This is a genomic window from Mycolicibacterium rhodesiae (assembly GCF_002086695.1).
In the GTDB taxonomy this organism is placed as follows: domain Bacteria; phylum Actinomycetota; class Actinomycetes; order Mycobacteriales; family Mycobacteriaceae; genus Mycobacterium; species Mycobacterium rhodesiae.
The window spans coordinates 81,771-106,522 of sequence record NZ_MVIH01000016.1; the positions used below are offsets into that span (position 1 = coordinate 81,771).

Below are 24,752 nucleotides of genomic sequence, written 5' to 3' on the forward strand. Positions count from 1 at the left end.
TGAGTCTTTCGTTCGGTCGTCATTCCGATTCGTCAGGGAAGGCATTGGCCACCTTCCCGCTGCGCAGGGTGCCGTCGAGGTACGCCGACCGGCAGGCTCGCCGGCCGATCTTGCCGCTGGAGGTACGCGGGATCGCACCCGCCGGAGTCAGCAGGACGTCGCGGACCGTCACGCCGTGGCGTACCGCGATGGCGGCGCGGATGTCGTCGGAGATCGGGCCCATCTCCATCTTGTGTGAACCCGGCGCGCGCTCCGCGACGATCACCAGTTGCTCGGAGCTGTCGTCGGCGTTGCGCTTGAGCCCGGCGTGGGCGTTGTCGAATACCTCGTCCGGCAGCTGGTTGGCCGGCACCGAGAACGCGGCGACGAAACCGGTCCGCACCGCCTTCGTGGCCTCCTGCGCGGAGTACTCCAGGTCCTGCGGGTAGTGGTTGCGGCCGTCGATGATCACCAGGTCCTTGACGCGGCCGGTGATGTACAGGTCGCCGTCGTAGAACGCCCCGAGGTCGCCGGTACGCACCCAGGTCGCCTCGTCGGCGGCACCCTCGGCGTGCGACGGGCTGGTCCGCGACTTGAGGATGTTCTGGAACGTCGCGATGGTCTCGTCCGGCTTGTTCCAGTAGCCGGTGCCCATGTTCTGGCCGCTGATCCAGATCTCACCGATCTGTCCGTCGGCGAGCTCGGTGGCGGCGTCGTTGTCGACGATGACCGCCCACTCGGCGACGCCGATCTTGCCTGCCGAGGCCTGGGCCACTGCCTTGGGTGAATCGTCGGGCACCACGACGAACCGGCCCGCGTTCAGTTCGTCACGGTCGACCGAGACGATCTTGGGTTCTTCGGCCGCCGGGGTGGTCGACACGAACAGGGTTGCCTCGGCCAGGCCGTAGGACGGCTTGATGGCCTTGGGCTGGAAGCCGAACGGACGGAAGGCGTCGTTGAAGCGCTGGACGGTGGCGGCCGAGATCGGCTCGCTGCCGTTGAGGATCGCCTTGACGTGGGACAGATCCAGCGGCTCTTCGTCGTCCTTCGGAACGCCACGCGCGGCGGCATGGTCGAACGCGAAGTTCGGGGCCACGGAGATGGCGCCACCGGTGTCGCCTTCGCGGTAGGCGAGTTCGCGGATCCAGCGGCCGGGACGGCGGACGAAGGCCGCAGGCGTCATGAACGTGAAGTAGTGGCCGATCATCGCCGGCAGCAGCGCAGTCACCAGACCCATATCGTGGAAGAACGGCAGCCAGGACACACCCCGGTCGCCCTCCTCACCCTCGAGGGCCTCGATCACCTGCACGACGTTGGTGGCCATGTTCAGGTGAGTGATCTGCACACCGCTGGGGATCCGGGTGGAACCCGAGGTGTACTGCAGGTAGGCGATGGTGTTCTCGTCGACCGCATTGAACGGCTCCCACGTCGCACCGACTTCGTTGGGGACCGCGTCCACGGCGATAACGCGGGGGCGCTCTTTGGCCGGGCGGCTGCGGAAGAACTTGCGCACACCTTCGGCGGAGTCGGTGGTGGTCAGGATCGCCGACGCGCCGCAATCGTCCAGCACGGCGTGCAACCGGCCGACGTGGCCGGGCTCGGCCGGGTCGAACAGCGGGACCGCGATGCGCCCGGAGTACATCGTGCCGAAGAACGCGACCAGGTAGTCGAGGTTCTGCGGGCACAGGATGGCGACGCGGTCGCCGGGCTGGGTGACCTGCTGTAGGCGGGCGGCGACAGCGCGATTTCGGGCACCGAAGTCGGCCCAGGTCAGTTCGCGGACGACGCCGTCACGTTCGACGGAGAAATCGAGGAAACGGTAGGCGATCTTGTCACCGCGCACCTTGGCCCAACGCTCCACGTGCTTGATCACACTGGCGCCCTCGGGGAAGGTGATCAGTCCGTTCTTGATGAACGGGTTGTGGAACGGCATACCAGTCTCCTGTCAGAACACACCTGTGCGGGCCCTGCGGCGGCCGCGCACGACGTCGCGCCACCGTTCGCCCTGCGTCTTAGGGCCCCAAACCTCACAGATCGTACCGATCCATCCCAGGTCCATCGGGGACCTCGGTGGCCCTGTGGGCCGGCGCCCTGTCGGCTCGGACGCGTGGACGCCCGGACCGACAGCTGACGCATGCAGCTCTTATTTTCTTCTTAATGTTAGGCGTAGTCGCGGCGGCGGCCAAATCCATCGGCCGACGAAGCTCCCACGTCATCCATGTTTTGGATGAGGCGCGTTCTCGATCAGATCGCGCGCCCAATTCAGTGTCCACTGCGTGGACGTTTGCCCGTCGAGGTTCCAGAACTGCGGCGTGTTGTAGAGCGCGTGCACGGGTTGTCCGGCGCCGCCGGCCAATACATCGAGCGTGGTCGGCAGATTCGTGATGTTGAACGCTTGCTGGGGCGCAGCGCAGATCAGGTCCCCGGAAGCGCAGATCTCGTTGGTCCGGTTGTTCAGCGCGCCGAAGCCACCCGGGCGGGCCCCCGTCATGGTCAGGCCCATCGCGGACAACACCGGGACCTCCTGCAGCGTGATCTCGGCGCCTTCACCCGGCGGATTGGGGCCGATGTCCTGCCCGACGCCTGCCTGGCGACGGCCGTCGGCGATCAACGTCACACCAAGCACCAGGTCCTCGTCGACCGGGCCGCGCCCGTTGCCGATATCGCTGGCGATGTCACCACCGATGACCGCGCCCTGCGAGAAACCGGCGATCACATAACTGGTCAGGGGGCAGCGGTTGTTCATGTCGGTCATGGCCTTGACCGCGTTGCGGGTGCCTTCGGCGCGACTGTCGTTGTAGGACATCTGGTTGTCCTGCGACAGCGGATTGTGGAACTGCGCGGTGTAGGGAACGGTGTACACCTCGACGCGGTCCCGGCCGAACTGGCCGGCGATCGGTGCGGTGACGTTGAGGATCAGCGACCGCGGGAACTGCGTCGGGTTCAGCGGGTCGTCGGTCGGCGACGACTCCCAGGTGCCGGGGATCGCGATCATCTGAACGTCCGGGCAACTGGCGTCCTGGAATTCCGGCCGCGGCTTGTGCTGGCCGGGGGAACTGGTTGGCGGCAGCGCGGTCGGGGGCACCGCCGTCGGCGGCGCTTCGGGCCTGCGGGCGACGATGACGATGATCGCGACGATCAGTGCCACCGCGGCGGCCATGGCGCCCGCGGCGATCAGTCCGAGAATGCGGTGACGTCGGCGGTTGGTTCGGGAGTTTCGAGCCATTGAGGGGAGGTGATCTTCCTGCTAGCAGAGCCGCTGGGTAGCGATCCGGATGTAGTCGGCCGTGGCCGCGGTCACCTGCGGATCGGGGGCAGTGTGCGGCGGCGATCCCGCGTCGACGACGTCACTGCGCACCATCGGAGCAATGTAGTCCCACACCGCCTGGTCACTTTGACCGGCCGCATGGGCCTGACAGACATGGGAACCGATGCTCAATGCTTCCAGCTCACTTGATGGATGCACGCCGGCGGCAGCGAGTGCGTCGAGGAACCCCCGCTGGGTCGGCGTGACATTGAACTTGGCGGACTGCAGGTCGGCATCTGCCGGCAGCGGCGCACCCTGACCGTGAACGGCGCCGTGCGTCTGCGTGGGGGGTGGCGCGGCCGTGGTCACCAGGTCCTCGCCGGAGCTGCAGGCCACCATCAGCAGAGTCGACGAGCCGAGCAGGCCGGCCATCAGCAGTGCGTGCCGGACGGTGCCGGCAGCGGTGGCGTTGACGCCGCTGCCGTTCACACGATGGACCGAGCGCTGCACGTCTCCACGGTACCGGCTGGGCATGCCCGCCCCAGAGCACCGCAAGATTGCGGAACGTTAACAGTTCGCGCTGACCTGGGGTGTCAGGCGCGAGCTATTTGATAGCCGCGACAACATCTCCCGACATCGCGGCCAGCTGCCCCGCCCAGTTGCCCCAGTCGTGATTGCCGCCGGCCGGGAAGTCGAAGTGGCCGTTGCGGCCACCCACGGCCCGGTAATGCGCATAAAAGGTCCGGTTGCTGCCCTGGGCCAGATCGCAGTAGCCGATCATCGCCGGAACGTCGCTGCAGGTCGTCGTCTGCGGGCTGAACACCCACAGCCGGGTGTTGTTGTCGACCAGCAGCTGCACGTGCACCTCGGGGTCATGCCACTTCCACCGGCCCAGCTGCGCGGCACCCCACATGGCCTGGGTGTTCACGCCGCCGAACTCGTTCATACCGGCGGTGATCGCGCCGTTCATGAACGTATTCGACGGGGTCAGGAAACCCGACAGCGAACCGGCGTAGCGGTAGCGGTCCGGGTGGAACGTCGCCTCCATCATGGCGCCGAGACCGCCCTGGGCGGCGCCGACGATGGCGTGCCCACCGGGGGCCAGCCCCTTGTTGGCGGCCAGCCAGCTGGGCAGCTCGTCAGACAGGAAGGTCTCCCACTGCCGGGTGCCGTCGGCCTCCCAGTTGGTGTAGAGGGTGAACGCACCGCTGGCCGGAGCCACCACGGAGACGCCCTTACCGGCCAGCGTGTTGAACGCGTTGCCCGCGGTGACCCAGTTGCTGACCGGGTCGCCGGCGTTGAACGCGTCCAGCAGCACCACGGCGTGCGGACCGCCGCCCATGAATGCGACCGGGATATCGCGGCCCATGGCCGGCGACGGCACCATCAGATATTCGACGTCGGCTGCGTGGCCGGTCGGTGCGGTGGCACCCCACAAGCCCAGCGCCAGAACCGCGGCGCATACTCCCCGAAACAGGCCCGACAGACTCTTCATGGTCACCTCAATGTCGACTCGTCGATTTTCCAGCCCCGCCCCACCTGCACGGTAGTGAACCACACCGCTGAGCGGGGTGGTTCGGATACGGCAACGGCGACGACCCGTGTGGGCCGTCGCCGTTGACCGAGTGCGATCCGTCAGCCGGCAGGTGCCGGAGCAGGTGCCGGGGAGGCCCCGAGCACGCGCTGAATGTCCGGCTTCATCTGCTGCAGCTGCTGTCCCCAGTACGGCCAGTCGTGCACACCGTCGGCCGGGAAGTTGAAGACGCCGTTCGTGCCGCCGTCAGCGAGATAGGTGTCCCTGAAGGTCTTGTTGGTACGCAACGTCAAGCCCTCGAGGAACTTCGCGTTGAACAGGTTGCCCGCGCTCACACCCGAGCTCAGCTCCGACGGCTTGCCGTTACCGCAGTAGATCCAGATGCGAGTGTTGTTGGCGATCAGCTTCTGCATGTTGACGAACGGGTCGTTGCGCTTCCAGGCACTGTTCGGGTCCTCGGTCGGGCCCCACATGTCATTGGCCTTGAAGCCGCCGGCGTCACCCATCGAGATGTTCACCAGCGCCGGCCACCAACCCTCGGAGAGGTTCAGGAAGCCCGACAGCGACGCCGCGTACGGGAACTGCTCGGGGTGGTAGATCGCCAGCGTCAGCGCGGCCGAGCCGGCCATGGACAGACCGACTGCGGCGCTGCCGGTCGGCTTGACCTGACGGTTGGCGGCCAGCCAGGTAGGCAGCTCCTGGGTCAGGAACGTCTCCCACTTGTAGGTTTGGCAACCGGCCTTGCCGCACGCGGGCTTGTACCAATCCGAGTAGAAGCTGGACTGGCCACCGACGGGCATGATGACCGACAGGCCGGAGTTGTAGTACCACTCGAACGCGGGGGTGTTGATGTCCCAGCCGTTGAAGTCGTCCTGCGCGCGCAGACCGTCGAGCAGGTAGACCGCGGGCGAGTTGGGGCCGCCGCTCTGGAACTGGACCTTGATGTCGCGTCCCATGCCTGCGGACGGCACTTCGAGGTACTCGACCGGGAGGCCGGGCTTGGAGAATGCTCCCGCCGTTGCGGAGCCGCCGACGACGCCGATCAGGCCGGGCAGCACGGCGGCAGCCGCGGCAGCGACTGTCAGCCGGCGCAGCCAAACGCCGCGCAACTTCTCAACGAACTTCATGTATTTCCATCCTTTTTCGGGGGCCGCACCGCATGCGATCCACGCAGCCGTGCCCTGGTAGTCAACCACAAGTGACGTGATCGTTCCTCTTCGGAGATGTTGTCGTGACCGTCCCCTCACCGGTTGATTGTGGCGATGAGGTCGGGTTTCAGTGCCGCGAGTTGCGCTCCCCAGTAGGGCCAGGAGTGGTTGCCCGACGGCGGGAAATCGAACGTGGCGTTGGTGCCGCCGGCCGCGGTGTAGGCGGCCTGAAAATCTTTGTTGCTCTTGATCGCCATCGACTCCAGGCTGGTGGCGCTCAGCGCCGCGCCCGCGTCGGCGCCGACATCGAGATCGGTCTGCCCACCAGGGGCGCAGTAGATCCACAGCCGGGTGCCGTTGTGCGCGATCACCGCGGCCTGGACCACCGGGTCATTGCGTTTCCAGGCCGGATCCCAGGGCGGGCCCCACATGTTGTCGACGTTGTAGCCGCCGGCGTCGAGCATCGCCACCCGGATGGCTTGCTGCATCAGCAGCGCCGACGGATTGAGAAAGCCCGACAGCGAGGCCGCGTAGACGAACTGCTGCGGGTGATAAGCCGACAAGATCAGCGCGGCACCACCCGACATCGAGAGGCCGACGACAGCATTTCCGGTCGACGACACCTGCTTGTTGGCGGCCAGCCATTGCGGCAGCTCGCTGGTGAGGAACGTCTCCCACTTGTAGGTGTAGGGCTGCTTGTTGAAGCTCGACGGCGAGTACCAGTCGCTGTAGAAGCTGGACTGCCCACCGACGGGCATGACCACCGAGACTCCGGAGTCGTAGAACCACTCGAACGCGGGGGTGTTGATGTCCCAGCCGCTGTAGTCGTCCTGGGCACGCAGACCGTCGAGCAGGTAGACGGCCTTCGAGCCGGCGGCGGCCGCTCCGCCCGATGTCGCCGGCCCGGCAGCTCCCTGGAACTCGACGCGGATGTTGCGGCCCATCGACGGCGAGTACACGTCCAGGTACTCGACCGGAAGGCCTTCTCGGGAGAACGCTTTGGCGTGCGGGACCACGCCCGTCACCGTCGCCAGCGCGGTCATCAGTAGGACGGCGGCGAGGGAGGCTCTCACGGCACGAACCATCGGTTGCTCAACTCATTCGTTCACGGCACGGCAGAACCACTGTCGACGTTGACATTGGTTTCGCCAAGCGCTGTCACACTCGACCTGTGTATCGCCGCGAACTGACCGCAGCGTTACCGGCTGGAGCCCGGCTGGCAAACTAAACTACCGCGCAGGCGACGCAATCATGAAACCCGCTGCACCGGACGGGTGCCTCGCGGCTGCTCGCCGATGTCGGGCGTGTGTCACACGTAACATCTTGCACTCGGCCCACTTTGGCCACACTGCGGAGCCACAAACTGACGGGACGGTCAGCCGGGGCGGTCAGGGGCCTGTGGCAGGCAGGCCCGTGTACGGGGTGCCCTTCAACGGCGGCTCCGCAAGGCCGCAACGCGCCAACTCGTACTGCGGAACGCGATCGATGCGATATTGGGTGAAATCGAGCGCATGCAACACATTTGACATGAACCGGCGAAAACCCAGCGGGCTCCGGATGGAATTGAGCATCGCCTCGGTCTCGGGGCACCCCAGCGCCACCTCGGCCTCGGCGATCCACCCCTCGTCGAGATACGGCGGCACGTATGGATGCTCCTTGAGCCACGGGCCCTCGGCCACCGCCCAGTCCGGGAAGAGGTTCTTGTCGTGGCCGATCCGGGCGTCTTCCAGGCGCGCGGTGTGCGCAGCGATCGGGTTGGCCAGACCGATCTGGTCGATCACCCTCACGTTCAGCCCGACGTTCATCCCGAGCATGCCGAGGTTTGTGAAAAACACTGTGTGCGGTGCTATTTGGCGACGCCAGGTATCCATCGAGACACCCGGCGGAGGTGGTGGTGGCGGGTAGGCGGGCACCACGTCCCACTGGTCGTAGTTCCCCGACGGCAGCAGCAGCGCACCATCGGGTGTGTTGGCGATCGCGGTGAGCACCGCGCGCATCCGCGGGTAGTCCAGGTAGTCGGCGGCGGTCAGCGGGTGAGCGTGCCCGGTGGCCTGCGAGTAGAACCGCCGCTCGTCGACGATGCCCGAATAGGTGACCCGGGTGGCATCGGGCCCCAGGCCCGGCGAGTTCGCCGCCCACAGCGACCAGCCCACCAGCCCCAGCCACAGTGCGATCGTCGCGCCCGCGAGCACCGTGGCGCGTTCGCGCGAGAAGGCGATGCGGTCGGGCAGCACGACCGGAATCACCGCGACGGGAGTCAGCAGGCAGAACAGCGGCGTCAACAACACCCGGCCGTGCATGAAGTCACCGCCTTGCCGAATCCAGTACAGCGCCTGCAGCAGGCCACTGACAAGCATGAAAATCACTACGGCAGTGGGACTTTGGATTCTGCGCGCCCACCGGCTGCGGTCGCCGGACGCATCCGGCGCGCCGGCCCGCGGCGAGGTGTCGCGCGCGGCGACCACCACCGCGCCCAGTGCGATCACCAGCAGCGCCGCCAGCCACAACGCATAGGGCTGGTTGAAGTTGGCCAGATAGATCATGCCCTGCCCCCACTTGTCCCCCGAGGCATCCTTGGCCAGCGCGGTCTGTGGGAAAAGCAGTGCGTAGTAACCCATCCGGAAGATCTGATAGCCCACCGGGAACAAGCCACCGGCGACCAGGATGATCACTCGGGCGATCCAGCCGCGGGCCGCGACGAGCATCATGACCAACGCGAGGCCGCCGATCAGGGCGAGTTCGGGTCGCACCAGCACGCTCAGGCCTGCGACGAATGCCAGCGCGGCGGTGAAGACGGGACCGCCGCGCTGTAACCGAGGCGCCTGCGCCCAGCAGACCATCATCCACCACAGCAAGCCGATCCAGGCCAGCACGAGTCCGTTCTCCAGACCCGAGGTGGCAAAGTCCCGTGCGGGGGGGATCGCGATGTAGACCAAGGCCCCGGCGGGCAGCAGCACGGCCCGGCGACCGACCAGTCCGGGCGCGAAAAGTCTTGCGGTGCCCAGCATCATCAGGACCACCCCGGCGACCGACAAGCTCAGCGCAAGCGCCAGCGCCACGTATTCCAACTGAACCGGGCCTGCGATCAGCGCGCCGAGATAGTTCAGATAGGTCCACAGCGTGGAGGTGTTGGATTCCACCCGCTCGCCGGCGTTGAACACCGGCCCATTGCCTGCCAGCAGGTTGCGCACCGTGCGCAGCACAATCAGGCCGTCGTCGGCGATCCAGCGGCGCTGCCAGGCACCCCACGTCCACAGCGCCGCCGTCACCACGACACCCACCCAGAGGCTCACCCGGGCCAGGCGGCGCTCCGTCGGCGCGGCCGAAACCGGTTCGGGCGTCAGGTACTCAACTGAAGGCGATCGCTGCACCGATGGTCCCGATCCACGCCAGCAACAGCAGCTGCAGCACCCGGTCCTTCAACGCGATGTCCTCGGGTTCGCCGGCCAATCCGCCGTCGACGTCGACTGCGTACCGCAGGATCGCAATGGTGATGGGAATGATCGTGACCGCGTACCAGGACGCGTTGGCACCGTCGCGCTCGAAAGCCCACAGGCTGTAGCAGACCACCATCGCGGTAGCCGCCACCGTCCAGACGAACCGGAGGTAGGAGGCGGTGTAACTCTCGAGGGACTTGCGAATCTTGGCGCCGGTCCGTTCAGCGAGTTGTAGTTCGGCATAACGCTTTCCGGCCACCATGAACAGCGAGCCGAAGGTCATGACCAGCAGGAACCATTGCGACAGCGGGATTCCCGCGGCTGCACCACCGGCGATGGCGCGGATCAGGTATGCCGAGGACACGATGCAGATGTCCAGCACCGCTTGGTGCTTCAGCCCGAAGCAGTAAGCGAGCTGCATGGCGATGTACACGACGATCACGATGAGCAGATTCACCGAGGCCAGCAGCGACAGTGCGAGCGCAGCGATGCCCAGCACGACCGCCAACGTGTAGGCCAGCCACGGGGGAACCACACCCGCGGCGATCGGGCGGAACCGTTTGGTCGGATGCTGACGGTCCGCCTCGACGTCCCGCGAATCATTCACCAGGTAAATGCAGGAGGCGGCCAGCGAGAACGAGGCGAACGCGATCAGGATCTTGACCGCGACCTCTTTGTAGTCGTATTGCACGTTGCCGCCGAGCGCCGCGATAGGGGCGAGCAGCACGAGAAGGTTCTTGACCCACTGGCGGGGGCGGATGGCCTTGATGACCCCGGTGAACAGATTGCTCGGCGGTCCGGCGACCGGTGCCGCTCCCTCACTCATGGGCGCTCATTTCCGCTTCTCCTTCTGCGGTGCGACGACACGGCTGGCCGTCGTCGCAACAGCGGCGCCGACCGCCGCCCCTGCGAGCACGTCGGTCGGGTAATGCACGCCGAGCACCAGCCGCGACAGGGCCATCGCGGGCACCACTGCCAGCGGCAGCCGTGAGCGGGTGGCCCGGCTCAGCAGCATAGCCGCGGCAGTCGTGGACGTGGCGTGCGCCGAGGGAAAACTCAGCGCGCTGGGCGTGCCGACGTTGACCGCGACCGCGGGATGACTGGGGCGCGCGCGGCGCACCACCAGCTTGATCGCAATCGCGGCCGCATGTGCGGCGACGGCGCCTGCTCCGACCAGCACCCAGTCCCGACGCCGCTTCGGCATGGCCAGCGCACCGAGCGCCGACACCGCGACCCAGCCCTGGGCATGTTCGCCGAAGTGCGACATCGCCCGCGCCACCTCGATCACCTGAGGCGTACCCATAGTCGATTGGATCGCGACCAGCGCGGCGACCTCACCGCTCGGGGGCGGCGCGACGGGCTCGACGTCAGCCATGGCTGGTGGAGCTCTCGAGCAATACGGTTTCCCACTTCTCCTTGCTCGACAGCGTCGGCAGCGCGTCTCGGTAGACCTTGCGCATCCGATTGAACTTGCGGGCCAGCAGCACTTGGCGCCGGGCCGAAGCACGCAGCAGCGCAAACATTTTCGCTCGGTCGCGTTGCCGGTAGACCACCCCGCGGCCGTCGGCGGTGGTGACGGTGACGCCGTCGACCCGCGACAGCGAGAACCATCGGGCATCCTGGGTCGCCACGTTGATCTGGGGCCGCTCGTGGTGCACCGGATCGTGCGGCCTGAGCTGATGCGCCACGCCGCGTGCGAGGCGTATCGAAATCGACAGCGGGTTGGTCGGGATGCTGACTTTGCGGCGCCACCGCTTGTCCGACGGCGTGGGCAGCGCGGTCGCACTGGGCAGCACGACGGCGTCGGGGTACTGCGACCGCAGCTGGCGCACTTCCGGCAATGCCGACTCGAGGATCGAGAAGATGTGCTCGGGCCCCTCGAGGAAATCGTCCATCGCCTTGTTCTGGATCGCGACAGTCGAATACTCAAGGCACAGAAGGTGTTTGAGGGTTGCCTTCATGTGGCTGGCGATCAGCCCCCGGACGTTTCCGTCCCAGTGCATGGCGGCAACGACCAACCGGTTACGCAGGTGGAAGTAGGCCTGCCAGTCGATCGCGTCGTCCTTGTCACTCCACGCCATGTGCCAGATCGCCGCACCGGGCAGGGTGACCGTGGGATAACCGTGCTCGCCCGCACGCAGGCCGTACTCGACGTCGTCCCACTTGATGAACAGCGGCACCGGTTGGCCGAGTTCCTCGGCGACCTGCCGCGGGATCATGCACATCCACCAGCCGTTGAAGTCGACGTCGATACGCCGGTGCAGAAGCTTGCTGCGGTACTCCTCCTCGGCGGCGAGGGAGTACTTGGCGAAGTTGTGGTCGTACTCGGTATTGACCGCACCGCTCCACATGAAGTTCTCGGAGTCGACCATCTCACCCATGACGTGCAGGTGGCTGGGCTCCTGCAGGTTGAGCATCTGACCGCCGATGAGCGTCGGCGTCTTGGCGAACCGGCTGAGTGCCAGCGCCCGCAGGATCGAATCGGGCTCGATCCGGATGTCGTCGTCCATGAACAAAATCTGTTCGCAGTCGGTGTTTTTCAGAGCCTCGTACATCACCCGGCTGTAACCGCCGGAACCGCCCAGGTTGGGCTGGTTGTGTATCGAGAGACGCGTACCCAGTGCTGCGGCAGCTGCCTCGAACCCCGGATGGTCCTTGGCCTTGCTCGTGCCCTGATCGGACACGATGACAGCAGTGATCACGTTGTCCACCAACGGATCCGACGTCAGCGCGGCCAGCGCATTGACACAGTCGGCGGGCCGGTTGAACGTCGGGATGCCGACGGCGACGCTGGCCCGGCCCGGGGCGGGCACGGGTGCGTACCAGCCCGCGCTGTGCACTGTCGACCTGCTGTCGGTGGTGATGTCGAACCAGATCCAGCCACCGTCTTCGAACGGGTCCAGCCCGATCTCGAACTCAGCCGACGTCGGCGTCGTCGCATCCGGGCTGCTGATCTCGGTGCCGCCGACGGTGATTCGGGCGCCGGTCGCCTTGGACCGGTAGACGTCGACACGCGCCGAACCGGTCAACTCGACCCGCAGCACCACCGACTCCAGCGTCGACCAGCGCCGCCAGTAGCTTGCCGGGAAGGCGTTGAAATACGTCGCGAACGACACCTCGGACTCCGCGCCGATCTCGAGCGTGGTGCGGGTGGGTGCATGCGCCCGGCGCGCGTTCGTGTCGGACTCTTCGATATAGAGCTTGCGGACGTCGAGGGGTTCACCCGGTCGCGGGAGGATCACCCGCGACAGCAGGCTGACCGCCTTGGTTTCGCCGGCCGCGATCGGGCCGGAGGGAATCTCGCTCATTCTGTGCTGCTTTCGGTCGCGGTCAGCGGCGCCCCGTCGCGCAGGTGTGGCGCCAGGATGTTGTCGTACATGCCCAGAGCGCTGGCGATCGCCATGTGCATGTCCAGGTATTGGTATGTGCCCAGCCTGCCACCGAACAGGACCTTCGCCGCGGAGGTCTCCTGCCGCGCCCGGGTCCGGTAGGCGGCCAGGAGCGCGCGGTCGGATTCGGTGTTGATCGGGTAGTACGGCTCGTCGTCGTCGGCGGCGAACCGGGAGAACTCCCGCATGATCACGGTCTTGTCGGTCGGGTAATCGCGCTCCGGATGGAAATGACGGAACTCGTGGATGCGGGTGTACGGCACGTCGAGGTCGTTGTAGTTCATCACCGGGGTGCCCTGAAAATCGCCGGTGGGAAGCACTTCCAGTTCGAAATCCAGGGTGCGCCAGCCCAACCGGCCCTCGGCATAGTCGAAATAGCGGTCCAACGGCCCGGTGTAGATCACCGGGGCGTCGGGGCTCTGCGCCCGCAGTGCGTCGCGGACGTCGAACCAATCGGTGTCCAACCGGACCTCGATGCGGTCGTCGGCGGCCATGTTCTCCAGCCACTTCGTGTAGCCCTCGACCGGCAGGCCCTCATAGGTGTCGTTGAAGTAGCGGTTGTCGAAGTTGTAGCGAACCGGCAGCCGGTTGATGACGGCCGCGGGCAGCTCGACGGGATCGGTCTGCCACTGCTTGGCGGTATAGCCCTTGACGAACGCCTCATACAGCGGGCGGCCGATCAGCGAGATCGCCTTCTCTTCGAGGTTGGCGGCCTCGTCGGTCTTGAATTCGGCCGCCTGTTCCTGGATCAACCGGCGGGCCTCGTCGGGCGTGAAGTATTTGCCGAAGAACTGCGCCACCAACCCCAGCCCCATCGGGAACTGGTAGGCCTGCCCGCCGTGCATCGCGAACACCCTGTGCTGATATCCGGTGAAGTCGGTGAACTGCCGGACGTAGTCCCACACCCTTTGGTTGGAGGTATGGAACAGGTGGGCGCCGTAGCGGTGGATCTCGATGCCGGTCTGCGGCTCGGGCTCGGAGTAGGCGTTGCCGCCGATGTGCGATCGGCGTTCGACGACCAGGACCCGCTTGCCCAGCTGGCTGGCCACCCGTTCGGCGATGGTCAGGCCGAAGAAGCCGGAGCCGACGACGAAGAGGTCGAAGGGGCCTGAGGCGATCCCGGAATTTTGACCGGCGGGCACGAGCGAAGCGACCGGGGATTCTGAACTGCTCATCGGCGCCTAGGTTATCGGACCCGAGCGGTGTGACCCCCATCGCAAGCCCGGACGCCGGCAGGAAATCAGATGCGCCGGTACCGATCCAAGGTCGCAATTGGCTCACGATTCCGCATCGTCACTCTAGACACAGCAGTCACACCCTTAACATCGATCACGTTGGCTTCGGACTCGGCGCACGGCCGTTTCCGAGCCCCACGAAGTGATCAGACACGAACGTTGTCTAGATATTGAGGAGACTTCCGTGCCTAACAGCCGTCGACGCAAGCTCTCGACAGCCATGAGCGCAGTCGCCGCATTGGCCGTCGCAAGTCCAATTGCCGCTATCGGCGTGGTCGAACTGACCGCCGCCCCGCAGAAGGCTCCCGAGCACCGCGAGTTCGTTCGCGCCGCCGTGGTGACCGACCTGCCCAACGAGTTGATGTCCGCGCTACAGCAGGGTCTGTCGCAGTTCGGGATCAACCTGCCGCCGCTGCCGACGGGCCTGAGCCCGGCCGGCGCTCAGCCTGCGCAGGCAGGGCCGACGCTGACCACCCCGGGCTTGACCGCTCCCGGGCTCACCACGCCGAGCCTGACCGCGCCGGGGCTCACCACCCCGGGGCTGACGACTCCTGGGCTGACCACGCCGGGCCTGACGACTCCTGGCCTGACGACCCCGGGGCTCACAACTCCTGGCCTGACCACGCCAAGTCTCACCACCCCGGGGCTGACGACTCCCGGACTGACCACGCCCGGCCTCACCACGCCGAGCGTCAGCACCCCGGGTCTGACGACACCCGGCCTGACCACGCCGGGCGCCGCTGCGCCGGCGGCGTCGTTGACCGATCCCGGGTTGACCAACCCGGCACTGACGACTCCGCAGCTCGGCACCACTCCGTCGCTGGCCACACCCGGCTTGACCAGCCCCTCGGCGACCGGCCTCGGCCTGCCCAGCGAGCAACCGATCAGCGCTCCGCTGGGTCCGGTGAACGGCACCTACCCGATCCTCGGTGATCCGTCGCTGGCCATGCCCAGCGCGCCGGCCGCCTCCGGCGGGATCATCAGCGATCTCAGCAGCGCCGCCAACCAGCTCGGTGTGGGCCAGGCGATCGATCTGCTCAAGGGCGTGGTCATGCCCTCGATCACCCAGGCCATGCAAGGCGCATCGGCCGCCGCTGCCGCTCCCGCGGCAGCCCCAGCCCCCGCCGGTTAGAAAAGACCTGCGTCGGAACGGCACCGCAGGGTGGGTCAGGCCGCTAGGGCAGTGAACCCGGAGAGGCCCCTGCGGTGCCGTTGCAGGTACCAAGTATCACTTTCTTCACACTGGCCCGTGTCGAAACAGTGGTATCAGAGGACACATACGTAACATCGCCTTGTGCTGTCCCGCCGACCTGCGCCGACGCTCGTGTTCACCGCGATCGCGGCGACCGTCGTCATCCTGCCGTGGGCAATCACCGGCGTGCCCGGATCTGAGCGCCCGAACGCGCCGAAGGCCGCTGACACCGTGCTTTCCCAGCAACCGCTTACCGGCGTCGGCGGCGGGGTTACCGTGCGCGAGATCAGCCAGCCGACACCGTTCTCCATGGTGGCCTTGACGGGGACCGATCTCACCGGAACCTCGGCCCGGGTGCGCGCCAAGCGACCGGACGGAACCTGGGGGCCGTGGTACACCGCGGAGACACTGGAATCCAACGCCGACGACAGTCAGCACGGCGGCCCCCGCGGCACCGACCCGGTGTTCGTCGGTACCACCACGTCGGTGCAGATCGCGGTTACCCGGCCACCGAACGCACCGGTCACCACCGCGCCGCCCGAGACCGGCCTCGATGCCGGAAAGGAACTCGGTTACGTACCCGCGACCGCCGAACAGCCTTTCGCGCAGAACATCTCGGCGGTGTTGATCACCCCGCCCAAGGCGCCGGTCGACTCGCAGTGGCAGCCGCCGACGGCTGCCCTGGGACCCGGCCAGCCGCCGAACATCATCAGTCGCGCCCAGTGGGGCGCCGACGAACACATCCGCTGCGGCAACACGTCGTACGGCAACGGAATTCGCGCCGCGGTGGTACACCACACCGCAGGCAGCAACGACTACGCGCCCGAAGACTCGGCCGAGATCGTCCGTTCGATCTACGCCTACCACACCCGCACCCTGGGCTGGTGCGACATCGCATACAACGCATTGGTCGACAAGTACGGTCAGGTCTTCGAGGGCCGGGCCGGCGGCATCACCAAAGACGTACTCGGTTCGCACACAGGCGGTTTCAACACCGACGTGTGGGGAGTGTCGATGATCGGCGACTTCGAGGACGTGCCGCCCACCGACATCCTGGTCCGAACGGTCGGTAGGCTGCTGGGCTGGCGGCTGGGCCTGGACCACGTCAACCCGCTGGGCACCGCCATGTTGCGGTCGGCCGGTGGTGACTACACGTTCTTCCCGGCCGGGGCCACGCCCACGCTGCCGACCATCTTCGCGCACCGCGACGTCGGCAACACCGCATGCCCCGGCAACGCCGGCTATGCGGCGCTGAACCAGATCCGCGACATCGCTTCGAGATTCAACAGGCCACCGGACCTGATGGATTCGCTACGCGGCGGCGCGATCCTGGCCAAGTGGGAGGCCATGGGCGGCAAGGACTCACCACTCGGGATGCCGACAACGCCGGAGGCCGCGGCCGACGGCAACGCGCGGTACGTGACCTTCGAACACGGCGCCGTGTACTGGTCGCCCACGACCGACGCACAGCCGCTGACCGGTGCGATCTACGAGGCCTGGGCATCGCTGGGTTACGAACGCGGGGCACTGGGCCTGCCGACCAGCGGCGAAATCCAGGAACCCGAATGGATCGTGCAGAACTTCCAGCACGGCACTCTCAACTTCGACCGCCAGACGCACAACGTGCTGCGGGTGGTCGACGGGCTGACCCTGGTGATGCCGCCGCCCCCCGCGGACGGGCCGCCGGTGCAGCTGGAGCGGTTCAGCCGCATCACCAATCCGATCGCCTAGGTCTACAGCCACCAGCGTTCGAGTACTCGGGCCAGGCCGTCGTCGGCGTTCGTCGCGGTCACCTCATTGGCCGCAGCGACGGCCTCCGGGTGGGCGTTGCCCATCGCGACGCCCAGACCTGCCCAGCGCAGCATCGGCACATCGTTGGGCATGTCGCCGAACGCGACGACATCCTCGGCGGCGATCCCCAGCGGCCGGGCAATGTGTTCGACGCCGGTCGCCTTGCTGGTTCCGCGCGGGTTGATCTCGATCAGGCCGTTATTGGTCGAATAAGTGATATCGCCTTGAGGCCCAATATGTTTGGCGAGCTCCACAGCCATGTCCGCGCTGAGTGCACCGGCCTTGCGGATCAGCAGCTTCACCGCAGGCGCACTCAGCAGATCCTCGATCGCGACTTCGGTGTTGTCGGGGTTAAGCCAGGCGTGCTCGTAACCAGGCGAGCTGACGAACTGCGGGGTGGCCGAGTCGTGCGCGCTGCGGCCGACCCGCTCCACGGCCAGGCCCACGCCCGGGATCACCCGGGTGGCAATGTCGGCGAGTTCAGCGAGGACCTCGATCGACAGGGTGCGCGCGGAGATGATGCGGTCCTGATCGGGGTCGTAGATCACGGCGCCGTTGGCACACACCGCCATCGGAGCGAATCCCAGTTCCTCGACGACCGGTGGCACCCAGCGCGGCGGGCGGCCGGTCGCCAACACGAACTGGACGCCCGCGGCCACCGCTGCCTGAACCGCGCTGCGGGTGCGCACCGTGACGTGCTCGTCCTCGTCTAGGAGAGTGCCATCCACATCGGTGGCGATCATCGCGGGCAGCATCAGCGATGCTCCCCCGTGCGGCGTGCGCGTTCGGCCAACTCGGCCTCGTCGCGCCGCTTGGCTTCGTCCAGCGTCGGTGCTCCGCCCCCGAGCTCGGCAGGCACCCAGTATTCGCCTTGCGGGTGCGGATACGCCTGCTGGACCTCACGCAGAATCGTGCTCATCTGCGCTCTGAGCGCACCTTCCAGCTCGCGGGCCGTGCCCATCGGCGGCAGCGCTTCGCCGTATCGAACGGTGAACGGGATCTTGTTGCGGCCCAGCCGTTTCGGATGGTCCTTGGTCCACACCCGATGAGCGCCCCAGACGATGCAGGGGATGATGGGAACCTGCGCCTCCAGGGCCATCCGCGCGGCACCGCTCTTGAAATCTTTGAGGACGAAGGCCCGGCTGATCGTGGCCTCGGGATAGACGCCGACCAGTTCTCCGGCCTTGAGTGTGCGCACCGCTTCGGCGTAGGCGTCGGCGCCGGCCTGGCGGTTCACCGGGATGGTCCCTGTGTGCTTGATCAAAAAATTCACCGTCCGCACGTTTTGCATCTCAGCCTTGATCATGAACCGGATGCGGCGTCTGCGTTGGCGGGTACCCAGCGCGGCCGGCAGGAAATCGACATATCCGGTGTGGTTGATCGCGACCACGCCGCCACCGCGGGCGGGGATGTTGTCGAGACCCTCGAAGGTGATCGTTGACCCCGCTGCCCGGACCGCCATCGAGGCGAGGATCTCCAGGGAGCGAAAAACGGGTTCCATGGTGGCTACCCGGGCGGGTTTGGGCGCTGCGCCCTCTTGGCGGCCTTCTCGGCAGCCTCGGCGGCGTCCATCGCAGATGCTTCGGCCAGCGTCGGGGCACCCCCGCCCAACCGGTGCGGCACCCAGAATTCGCCGGCAGGGTGCGGGCCGTAGCTGTCCTGCACCTGTTCGAGCAGATGCTGCATGCGCGAGTGCAGCAGCGCGGTCAGTTCATTGGCCGGCAGCGTCGGCGCGATGGGTTCCCCCACCGCGATCGAGATCGGCACCTTCGGACGCCACATTTTGCGGGGACGCCCTTTGGTCCAGATGCGCTGAGCCCCCCACACGATGTGCGGAATGATCGGAACGTCGGCGGCGATCGCCATCCGGGCCGCCCCGGACTTGAATTCCTTGAGCTCGAAGCTGCGGCTGATCGTCGCTTCGGGGTAGACGCCGACCAGTTCACCGGCCTTCAGCGCCAGGCAGGCCGCGTCGAAGGAGGCGGCGCCACTGGCGCGGTCCACCGGGATGTGGCGCAGGCTGCGCATGATCGGACCGGTGATCTTGGCGTCGAACACCTCTTGCTTGGCCATGAACCGCACTTTGCGACCGCGGCCCTGCAGGTAGGCGGGCAGTCCGGCGAAGGTGAAGTCGAAATAGCTGGTGTGGTTGATGGCCACGACAGCGCCACCGGTCGCGGGTAGGTTTTCGACGCCGGTCACAGTGAACTTCAAGCCCTGCACCCGCCACGTCAGGCGGGCGAGCGCAATGACCGTTCCATATACCGGTTCCACAGCGGTCAGCCTAGCTCGCGAACGGTTGGCAGCTAAGCTCGTGGCTGGTGCAGTTACCACGGAAATGGGGATTTGTGCAGGTCACCAGCATCGGTCACGCCGGTTTTCGGATCGACACCCAGGCAGGAAGCATTCTGTGCGACCCCTGGCTGAACCCTGCCTATTTCGGTTCGTGGTTCGTCTTCCCTGACAACAGCGCCCTGGACTGGGCCGCACTTGGTGATTGCGACTATCTCTACGTCTCGCACCTGCACAAAGACCACTTCGACCCCAAGCTGCTCGCCGAGTACGTCAACAAGGACGCGGTCGTCCTGCTGCCGGACTTTCCGGTGCCCGACCTCAAGCGCGAACTCGAGGCGCTGGGCTTTCACCGTTTCTTCGAGACCACCGACTCGGTGAAGCATCGGGTCAGCGGGCCCAAGGGTGAGTTGGACGTGATGATCGTGTCGCTGCGGGCCCCCGCCGACGGCCCGATCGGCGACTCCGGGCTGGTCGTTTCCGACGGCACAACGACGGTGTTCAACATGAACGACTCGCGGCCGCTGGCGGTGGACCTGCTGGCCGATGCGTTCGGGCGTATCGACGTGCACATGCTGCAGTACTCGGGCGCGATCTGGTACCCGATGGTCTACGACATGCCTGCACGCGCCAAACAGTCGTTCGGCACCCAGAAGCGTCAGCGCGGCATGGACCGCTGCCGGCAGTTCATCGCCGATGTCGGTGCCACGTGGGTTATCCCGTCGGCCGGGCCGCCGTGCTTCCTGGATCCCGAACTGCGCGACCTCAACGACGACCACGGCGACCCGGCCAACATCTTCCCCGACCAGATGGTGTTCCTGGACCAGATGCGGCGCAACGGCAACGACGGCGGCCTGCTGATGATCCCCGGGTCGGTGGCCGATTTCAGTGGGCGCGAATTGAATTCGCTCGAACACCCGATTCCGACTGCCGAGGTGGAGGCGATCTTCACCACCGGCAAGGCCGACTACATCGCCGCCTACGCCGAGCGGATGGCACCGGTGCTGGCCGCCGAGAAGGCGGGATGGGCGCCGGCGACCGGCGAATCGCTGCTGGAGCCGCTGCGCGCGAAGTTCGAACCGATCATGCTGCAGAGTGATCAGATCTGCGACGGCATCGGATATGCGGTCGAACTGCGCGTCGGTCCGGAGACCATCGTGGTGGACTTCCCGAAACGTGTTGTGCGGGAGCCGATTGCCGACGAAAAGTTTCGGTATGGATTCGAGATCGCACCGGAGCTGGTGCGGACGGTGCTGCGTGACGACGAGCCGGATTGGGTGAACACGATCTTCCTGTCCACCCGGTTCCGCGCGTGGCGAGTGGGTGGTTACAACGAGTATCTGTACACCTTCTTCAAGTGCCTGACCGATGAGCGGATCGCGTACGCCGACGGCTGGTTCGCCGAAACCCATGACGACAGCAGTGATGTGGAACTCGGCGGGTACACCATGCAGCGCCGCTGCCCGCACCTGAAGGCCGACCTGTCGAAATTCGGTGTGGTGGAGGGCACGACGTTGACGTGCAACCTGCACGGCTGGCAGTGGAACCTGGAGACCGGACGATGCCTGACCACCAAGGGCCACGAGCTGCGGTGTTCTCGACAATGAGCGCCCCGCCGCAGCAGCATTACGATGACGGTCTGGTGCAACTGGACCGCTACGCTCTGACGTTGCGGCGCTACCACTTTCCGTCGGGAACAGCGAAAGTGATTCCCCTGCAGTCGATCCGGGGCTACAAGGCCGAACCGCTGGGCTTCTGGATGCAGCGCTTCCGACTGTGGGGAAGTTCGGATCTGCGCCGCTGGCTTCCGTTGGACATCTACCGCCCGGTGAAATCGACGTTGGTGACGCTCGACGTTCCCGGTACCCATCCGAGTCCGGCGTTCACTCCGGTCAAACCGCAGGAGTTCTTGAGGGTTCTCGACGAGCTGCTCGGTTAGGCCTGCGCCGAGATCGACGAAATGGCGCGATCTACTCGCACTTTTGCGTCCGAACGTCGGTTTGGGCGCAGAATCAGGGCTGCCAGACCAATTGGCGCAGTTCGGATGCCGCGTCGCTCTCGGTGTCGTAGACCCGCACGATGGCCTCATCGCCCGGCTGCAGGTACGTCGACTCGCCCAGCTTGGTGTAGCGCGTGGCGCCGATGCCGATGAGCACCCGCTTGGGGCGCCCGCACGCGACCATCAGCGCTCCGACATCCTCCAAAGGTGTGTCGGGAGAGCCCTCTTGGTTCGCCAGTCGTTCGACGATCCAGTCCAGCAGCACCTCGCCGTAGTAGGAGTAACCCAGCAGCGGGCTGTCCACTCCGTACTCGTGATGCACGCCGTCAGCGGTGCGCAGATGGCACAGCAGCCGCAGAGTGGCGGTCGGGCCGTCCGGGGTGAGGTCGCTGATGTCGAAGAATTGGTGCGCAACGCCTTTGGACGAGGGGCCCCAGTTCTTCTTGTGGCTGATCTTCGCCGCGTTGGGCCGGCGGATCGAGCAATCGTTGAACGCACCGAGCGCAAACGGGCGCAGCGTGACGACGGTGTCGCCCTCCCACACGACGTCACAGGCCAGCCCGACCTCAGGCTCGATCTGCAGGTTCAGCGGACCGTCGGCTTCCGTGGTCTTGGGCACCATCAACGCGTCGTGCGACAGTGGGAACTCCCCAAGAAAGCTGTCATGCCCTGGCGCGTACCACGGGAAGATTCCCTTGGGGGCGGCACCCTCGCTGGTGACGTTGACGAAATCGACTGCCTCACCGGCCTGTTCGAGATGGCCGGCGAAGTTCCCGGCCACGCCGAAGCCGAACCAGCCGCGCACCTCATCGAGGTCGAGTTCGATCACGGTTGCAGGACCTCCGTCCCAACGTAAGGCACCAGGGCGGCGGGAACACGCACGCTGCCGTCAGGCTGCTGATGGTTTTCCAGGATCGCGACCAGCCACCGCGTTGTGGCCAGCGTCCCGTTGAGCGTCGCCGCGATCTGCGGTTTGCCGTTCTCGTCGCGGTACCGGGTGGCCAGCCGGCGGGCTTGGAACGTCGTGCAATTCGACGTCGAGGTCAGCTCGCGGTAGGCCTGCTGAGTGGGAACCCAAGCTTCGCAGTCGAATTTGCGTGCCGCCGACGAACCGAGGTCGCCGGCGGCCACGTCGATCACCCGGTAGGGCACATCGATGAGCTCGAGCATCTGGCGCTGCCAGCCCAGCAGCCGCTGGTGTTCGGCCTCGGCATCCTCGGGGCGGCAGTAGACGAAGGCCTCCACCTTGTCGAACTGGTGCACCCGGATGATGCCGCGGGTGTCCTTGCCGTAGCTGCCTGCCTCGCGCCGGAAGCACGACGACCACCCGGCGTAGCGCAGCGGACCGCCCGAGAGGTCGAGGATCTCGTCGGAGTGATAGCCGGCCAACGGCACCTCTGAGGTACCGACGAGATAGAGGTCGTCGTCCGCGAGGTGGTAGATCTCGTCGGCGTGGGCACCGAGGAATCCGGTCCCCGCCATCACCTCGGGGCGTACCAGCACCGGTGGGATCATCAGCGTGAAGCCGTTATCGGTTGCCACCCGCACCGCAAGCTGGAGCAGCCCGAGTTGGAGCAGCGCGCCGCGGCCGGTCAGGAAGTAGAACCGCGATCCCGACACCTTGGCGCCGCGCTCCATGTCGATCAGCCCCAGCGACTCACCGAGTTCGAGGTGGTCCTTCGGGTTCTCGATCTCGCGGGGCCGGCCCACCACGTCGAGCACGACGAAATCGTCCTCACCACCAGACGGAACGCCGGGGATGATGACGTTCTGAATTCCCATGTGCGCGGCCGTCATCGCCGCTTCGGCTTGAGCCTGCTCGGCCTCAGCCGATTTCACTTGCGCAGCAAGCTCTTTGGCGTTCTCGAGCAGCGCAGGACGATCGTCGGGGGACGCCGAACCGACCTTCTTGCTGGCGGCCTTCTGCTCGGCCCGCAGTGAATCGGCTCTCGATATCGCCGCCCGGCGCGCGGTGTCGGCGTCCAGCAGGGCGTCGACGAGGCCCGGGTCCTCACCACGGCTGAGCTGGGACCGCCGTACCGCATCGGGGTCGTCGCGCAGCAGTTTCAGGTCGATCACGCCCGCAACCCTAGCTAGTGGGCGTCAGCCATGCGTCAGCCCCTCCGGCCCACGACACAGCACAACCCCATAACATTACAACTGCATCACTTGTCACACGCCTCGGCGCGCCTGCCACAATAGAGGGCGATGCTGCAGTTATCCGAGCGCGACGACGTGACGCCTGACCAGCCCGAACCGGGCACATCGAGGCGAACGTTCCTCGGCACCTTCCAGGCCACGTCCACCCGACGGGCCCTGTTGCTGACCGCGCTCGGCGGACTGCTGATCGCGGGTGTCGTCACCGCGCTGCCGATCGGCTACAACAACCGGCTGGCCGGCTACGCCGGGGCCAACCCCCTCTCGGGCGCCAAGGGCACGGCCGCCTTCGCCAATGCCAAGTCCGGCAGCTGTTTGACCTGGGACAAGAACCCCGACGCGGCCACCATCGTCGACTGCAAGGGCGACCACAAGTTCGAGGTGGCCGAATCTGTCGACATGCGCACCTATCCGGGGACCGAGTATGGCCCCAACGCCGCGCCGCCGAGCGCCGCCCGCATCCAGCAGATCAGCCTCGAGCAGTGCCAGCCGGCCGTCGAGCGCTACCTGGGCGACAAGTTCGATCCGAACAGCAAGTTCACGATCAGCATGCTGTGGTCGGGCGACAAGGCCTGGAAGCAGGACGGCGAGCGGCGCATGCTGTGCGGCCTGCAACTGCCGGGAACCGACAACCAGCAGATCGCCTTCAAGGGCCGGGTGGCCGAGGTCGATCAGTCCAAGGTCTGGCCCGCGGGCACCTGCCTCGGCATCGATCCGCCCACCAACCAACCCACCGACATCCCCGTCGATTGCGGCGCCCCGCATGCCATGGAGGTCACCGGTGCGGTGAACCTCGCGGAGAAATTCTCCGCAGGCTTGCCGTCGGATGCCGACCAGGACGCCTTCATCAAGGACGCGTGCACTCGGATGACCGACGCCTACCTGGCGCCGGTGCAGCTGCGCTCGACCACCCTGACATTGATCTACAGCACGATCTCGCTGCCCAGCTGGACCGCAGGCAGCCACCAGGTGGCGTGCAGCATCGGCGCCACCCTCGGCAACGGCGGCTGGGCCACACTGATCAACCCCGCCAAGGGCGCCCTGCTGATCAACGGCATGCCGCCGGTCCCGCCGCCGGACATCCCGTCCGAACGCCTGAACCTCCCGTCGATTCCGCTGCTTCCCGACGTCCCGACGACCACGTATTCGCCGTCGGCCACCGATAACAGCAGCCAGTCCAGCCAGTCCAGCCAGTCCACCCAGACCCAGCACCTCCCGCAGCAGTCGACCGCGACCGCGACGCAAACCCAGACGCCGAGCTCGACCGTGCCACCCACCACCGCCGCCGCGGTGCCTCCGCCGGTCGACGGCAACGTGGTCAACGGCGAGCCGGTGCCCGCACAGCCCCCGCC

The 24,752-nt window shown here is 66.5% G+C and carries 21 protein-coding genes; 5 read left to right on the plus strand and 16 right to left on the minus strand.

What is annotated here, in order from left to right; genetic code table 11:
• Nucleotides 1-19 precede the first annotated feature (19 nt).
• The 11 genes from fadD32 to glf form a co-directional block, all read right to left on the minus strand.
• A complete protein-coding gene (gene fadD32 / locus BST42_RS24135; protein WP_083121847.1) occupies nucleotides 20-1,912 on the minus strand; it encodes a long-chain-fatty-acid--AMP ligase FadD32 in 1,893 nt (630 codons plus the stop codon).
• A 279-nt stretch (nucleotides 1,913-2,191) separates the two neighbouring features.
• Nucleotides 2,192-3,205: a carboxylesterase Culp6 gene (gene culp6, locus BST42_RS24140; protein WP_083121848.1), complete on the minus strand. Its 1,014-nt coding sequence runs from the start codon at nucleotides 3,203-3,205 to the stop codon at nucleotides 2,192-2,194.
• A gap of 21 nt (nucleotides 3,206-3,226) precedes the next feature.
• A complete protein-coding gene (locus BST42_RS24145; protein ID WP_237159579.1) occupies nucleotides 3,227-3,736 on the minus strand; it encodes a DUF732 domain-containing protein in 510 nt (169 codons plus the stop codon).
• Between the two features lie 94 nt (nucleotides 3,737-3,830).
• Nucleotides 3,831-4,721, minus strand: a complete 891-nt coding sequence (locus tag BST42_RS24150) for an alpha/beta hydrolase-fold protein (RefSeq protein ID WP_083121849.1) — start codon at nucleotides 4,719-4,721, stop codon at nucleotides 3,831-3,833.
• Nucleotides 4,722-4,861: 140 nt separating this feature from the next.
• On the minus strand, nucleotides 4,862-5,887 hold the full coding sequence (locus BST42_RS24155) for an esterase family protein (RefSeq protein WP_083121850.1): 1,026 nt from the start codon (nucleotides 5,885-5,887) through the stop codon (nucleotides 4,862-4,864).
• A 116-nt stretch (nucleotides 5,888-6,003) separates the two neighbouring features.
• Complete coding sequence (locus BST42_RS24160; protein WP_083121851.1) at nucleotides 6,004-6,993, minus strand: esterase family protein; 990 nt, start codon at nucleotides 6,991-6,993, stop codon at nucleotides 6,004-6,006.
• A gap of 303 nt (nucleotides 6,994-7,296) precedes the next feature.
• Nucleotides 7,297-9,252 carry a terminal beta-(1->2)-arabinofuranosyltransferase gene (gene aftB, locus BST42_RS24165; protein ID WP_083121877.1) on the minus strand — a complete coding sequence of 652 codons (1,956 nt, stop codon included), beginning with the start codon at nucleotides 9,250-9,252 and terminating at the stop codon, nucleotides 7,297-7,299.
• Between the two features lie 4 nt (nucleotides 9,253-9,256).
• The gene (locus tag BST42_RS24170; protein ID WP_083121852.1) at nucleotides 9,257-10,171 is read right to left on the minus strand and encodes a decaprenyl-phosphate phosphoribosyltransferase; all 915 of its coding nucleotides are present in this window, start codon (nucleotides 10,169-10,171) and stop codon (nucleotides 9,257-9,259) included.
• 6 nt (nucleotides 10,172-10,177) lie between these two features.
• On the minus strand, nucleotides 10,178-10,720 hold the full coding sequence (locus BST42_RS24175) for a phosphatase PAP2 family protein (RefSeq protein ID WP_083121853.1): 543 nt from the start codon (nucleotides 10,718-10,720) through the stop codon (nucleotides 10,178-10,180).
• Nucleotides 10,713-12,653, minus strand: coding sequence for a glycosyltransferase (locus tag BST42_RS24180; protein ID WP_083121854.1), 1,941 nt, complete (start codon nucleotides 12,651-12,653; stop codon nucleotides 10,713-10,715). Before BST42_RS24180 ends, BST42_RS24175 begins: the two co-directional genes overlap by 8 nt.
• Nucleotides 12,650-13,909 (minus strand): UDP-galactopyranose mutase, encoded by a 1,260-nt coding sequence (glf, locus tag BST42_RS24185; RefSeq protein WP_237159580.1) that lies wholly within the window; start codon nucleotides 13,907-13,909, stop codon nucleotides 12,650-12,652. The genes BST42_RS24180 and glf overlap by 4 nt, the downstream gene beginning before the upstream one ends.
• Nucleotides 13,910-14,153: 244 nt before the next feature.
• On the opposite strand from glf, the gene BST42_RS24190 reads away from it, so the two are divergent.
• Nucleotides 14,154-15,101, plus strand: coding sequence for a hypothetical protein (locus tag BST42_RS24190; RefSeq protein ID WP_083121855.1), 948 nt, complete (start codon nucleotides 14,154-14,156; stop codon nucleotides 15,099-15,101).
• Between the two features lie 162 nt (nucleotides 15,102-15,263).
• Entirely contained in the window at nucleotides 15,264-16,892 is a 1,629-nt protein-coding gene (locus BST42_RS24195; RefSeq protein WP_083121856.1) for an N-acetylmuramoyl-L-alanine amidase, read from the plus strand.
• A gap of 2 nt (nucleotides 16,893-16,894) precedes the next feature.
• Here BST42_RS24195 and BST42_RS24200 read toward each other — a convergent pair whose 3' ends face one another.
• Genes BST42_RS24200 through BST42_RS24210 form a run of 3 tightly spaced genes read right to left on the minus strand, consistent with a single transcriptional unit; the run spans nucleotide 16,895 to nucleotide 19,226 of the window.
• On the minus strand, nucleotides 16,895-17,707 hold the full coding sequence (locus BST42_RS24200; RefSeq protein ID WP_083121857.1) for a Cof-type HAD-IIB family hydrolase: 813 nt from the start codon (nucleotides 17,705-17,707) through the stop codon (nucleotides 16,895-16,897).
• Nucleotides 17,707-18,453: a lysophospholipid acyltransferase family protein gene (locus BST42_RS24205; protein WP_083121858.1), complete on the minus strand. Its 747-nt coding sequence runs from the start codon at nucleotides 18,451-18,453 to the stop codon at nucleotides 17,707-17,709. The genes BST42_RS24200 and BST42_RS24205 overlap by 1 nt, the downstream gene beginning before the upstream one ends.
• 5 nt (nucleotides 18,454-18,458) lie before the next feature.
• Nucleotides 18,459-19,226 carry a lysophospholipid acyltransferase family protein gene (locus BST42_RS24210; RefSeq protein ID WP_083121859.1) on the minus strand — a complete coding sequence of 256 codons (768 nt, stop codon included), beginning with the start codon at nucleotides 19,224-19,226 and terminating at the stop codon, nucleotides 18,459-18,461.
• A 74-nt stretch (nucleotides 19,227-19,300) separates the two neighbouring features.
• Between BST42_RS24210 and BST42_RS24215 the strand changes: the two genes are divergently transcribed.
• Both BST42_RS24215 and BST42_RS24220 read left to right on the plus strand, forming a co-directional pair.
• On the plus strand, nucleotides 19,301-20,851 hold the full coding sequence (locus BST42_RS24215; protein WP_083121860.1) for a Rieske 2Fe-2S domain-containing protein: 1,551 nt from the start codon (nucleotides 19,301-19,303) through the stop codon (nucleotides 20,849-20,851).
• Nucleotides 20,848-21,183 (plus strand): hypothetical protein, encoded by a 336-nt coding sequence (locus BST42_RS24220; protein WP_083121861.1) that lies wholly within the window; start codon nucleotides 20,848-20,850, stop codon nucleotides 21,181-21,183. Before BST42_RS24215 ends, BST42_RS24220 begins: the two co-directional genes overlap by 4 nt.
• Nucleotides 21,184-21,256: 73 nt before the next feature.
• Here the strand turns inward: BST42_RS24220 and BST42_RS24225 are convergent, their stop codons facing one another.
• Nucleotides 21,257-22,072, minus strand: a complete 816-nt coding sequence (locus tag BST42_RS24225; RefSeq protein WP_083121862.1) for a DUF5718 family protein — start codon at nucleotides 22,070-22,072, stop codon at nucleotides 21,257-21,259.
• Nucleotides 22,069-23,322 carry a serine--tRNA ligase gene (gene serS, locus BST42_RS24230; RefSeq protein WP_083121863.1) on the minus strand — a complete coding sequence of 418 codons (1,254 nt, stop codon included), beginning with the start codon at nucleotides 23,320-23,322 and terminating at the stop codon, nucleotides 22,069-22,071. Before serS ends, BST42_RS24225 begins: the two co-directional genes overlap by 4 nt.
• Nucleotides 23,323-23,451: 129 nt before the next feature.
• Between serS and BST42_RS24235 the strand changes: the two genes are divergently transcribed.
• On the plus strand, nucleotides 23,452-24,752 hold a 1,301-nt coding region (locus tag BST42_RS24235; RefSeq protein ID WP_083121864.1), incomplete at its 3' end, for a septum formation family protein.

Bases quoted from the DNA above. Each gene is read 5' to 3' on its own strand.
- BST42_RS24220 (WP_083121861.1), top strand. From the start codon at position 20,848: ATGAGCGCCCCGCCGCAGCAGCATTACGATGACGGTCTGGTGCAACTG.
- culp6 (WP_083121848.1), bottom strand. From the start codon at position 3,205: ATGGCTCGAAACTCCCGAACCAACCGCCGACGTCACCGCATTCTCGGA.
- BST42_RS24170 (WP_083121852.1), bottom strand. From the start codon at position 10,171: ATGAGTGAGGGAGCGGCACCGGTCGCCGGACCGCCGAGCAATCTGTTC.
- BST42_RS24205 (WP_083121858.1), bottom strand. From the start codon at position 18,453: ATGGAACCCGTTTTTCGCTCCCTGGAGATCCTCGCCTCGATGGCGGTC.
- BST42_RS24160 (WP_083121851.1), bottom strand. From the start codon at position 6,993: ATGGTTCGTGCCGTGAGAGCCTCCCTCGCCGCCGTCCTACTGATGACC.
- BST42_RS24180 (WP_083121854.1), bottom strand. From the start codon at position 12,653: ATGAGCGAGATTCCCTCCGGCCCGATCGCGGCCGGCGAAACCAAGGCG.
- fadD32 (WP_083121847.1), bottom strand. From the start codon at position 1,912: ATGCCGTTCCACAACCCGTTCATCAAGAACGGACTGATCACCTTCCCC.
- BST42_RS24200 (WP_083121857.1), bottom strand. From the start codon at position 17,707: ATGCTGCCCGCGATGATCGCCACCGATGTGGATGGCACTCTCCTAGAC.
- glf (WP_237159580.1), bottom strand. From the start codon at position 13,909: ATGAGCAGTTCAGAATCCCCGGTCGCTTCGCTCGTGCCCGCCGGTCAA.
- BST42_RS24150 (WP_083121849.1), bottom strand. From the start codon at position 4,721: ATGAAGAGTCTGTCGGGCCTGTTTCGGGGAGTATGCGCCGCGGTTCTG.
- BST42_RS24155 (WP_083121850.1), bottom strand. From the start codon at position 5,887: ATGAAGTTCGTTGAGAAGTTGCGCGGCGTTTGGCTGCGCCGGCTGACA.
- BST42_RS24175 (WP_083121853.1), bottom strand. From the start codon at position 10,720: ATGGCTGACGTCGAGCCCGTCGCGCCGCCCCCGAGCGGTGAGGTCGCC.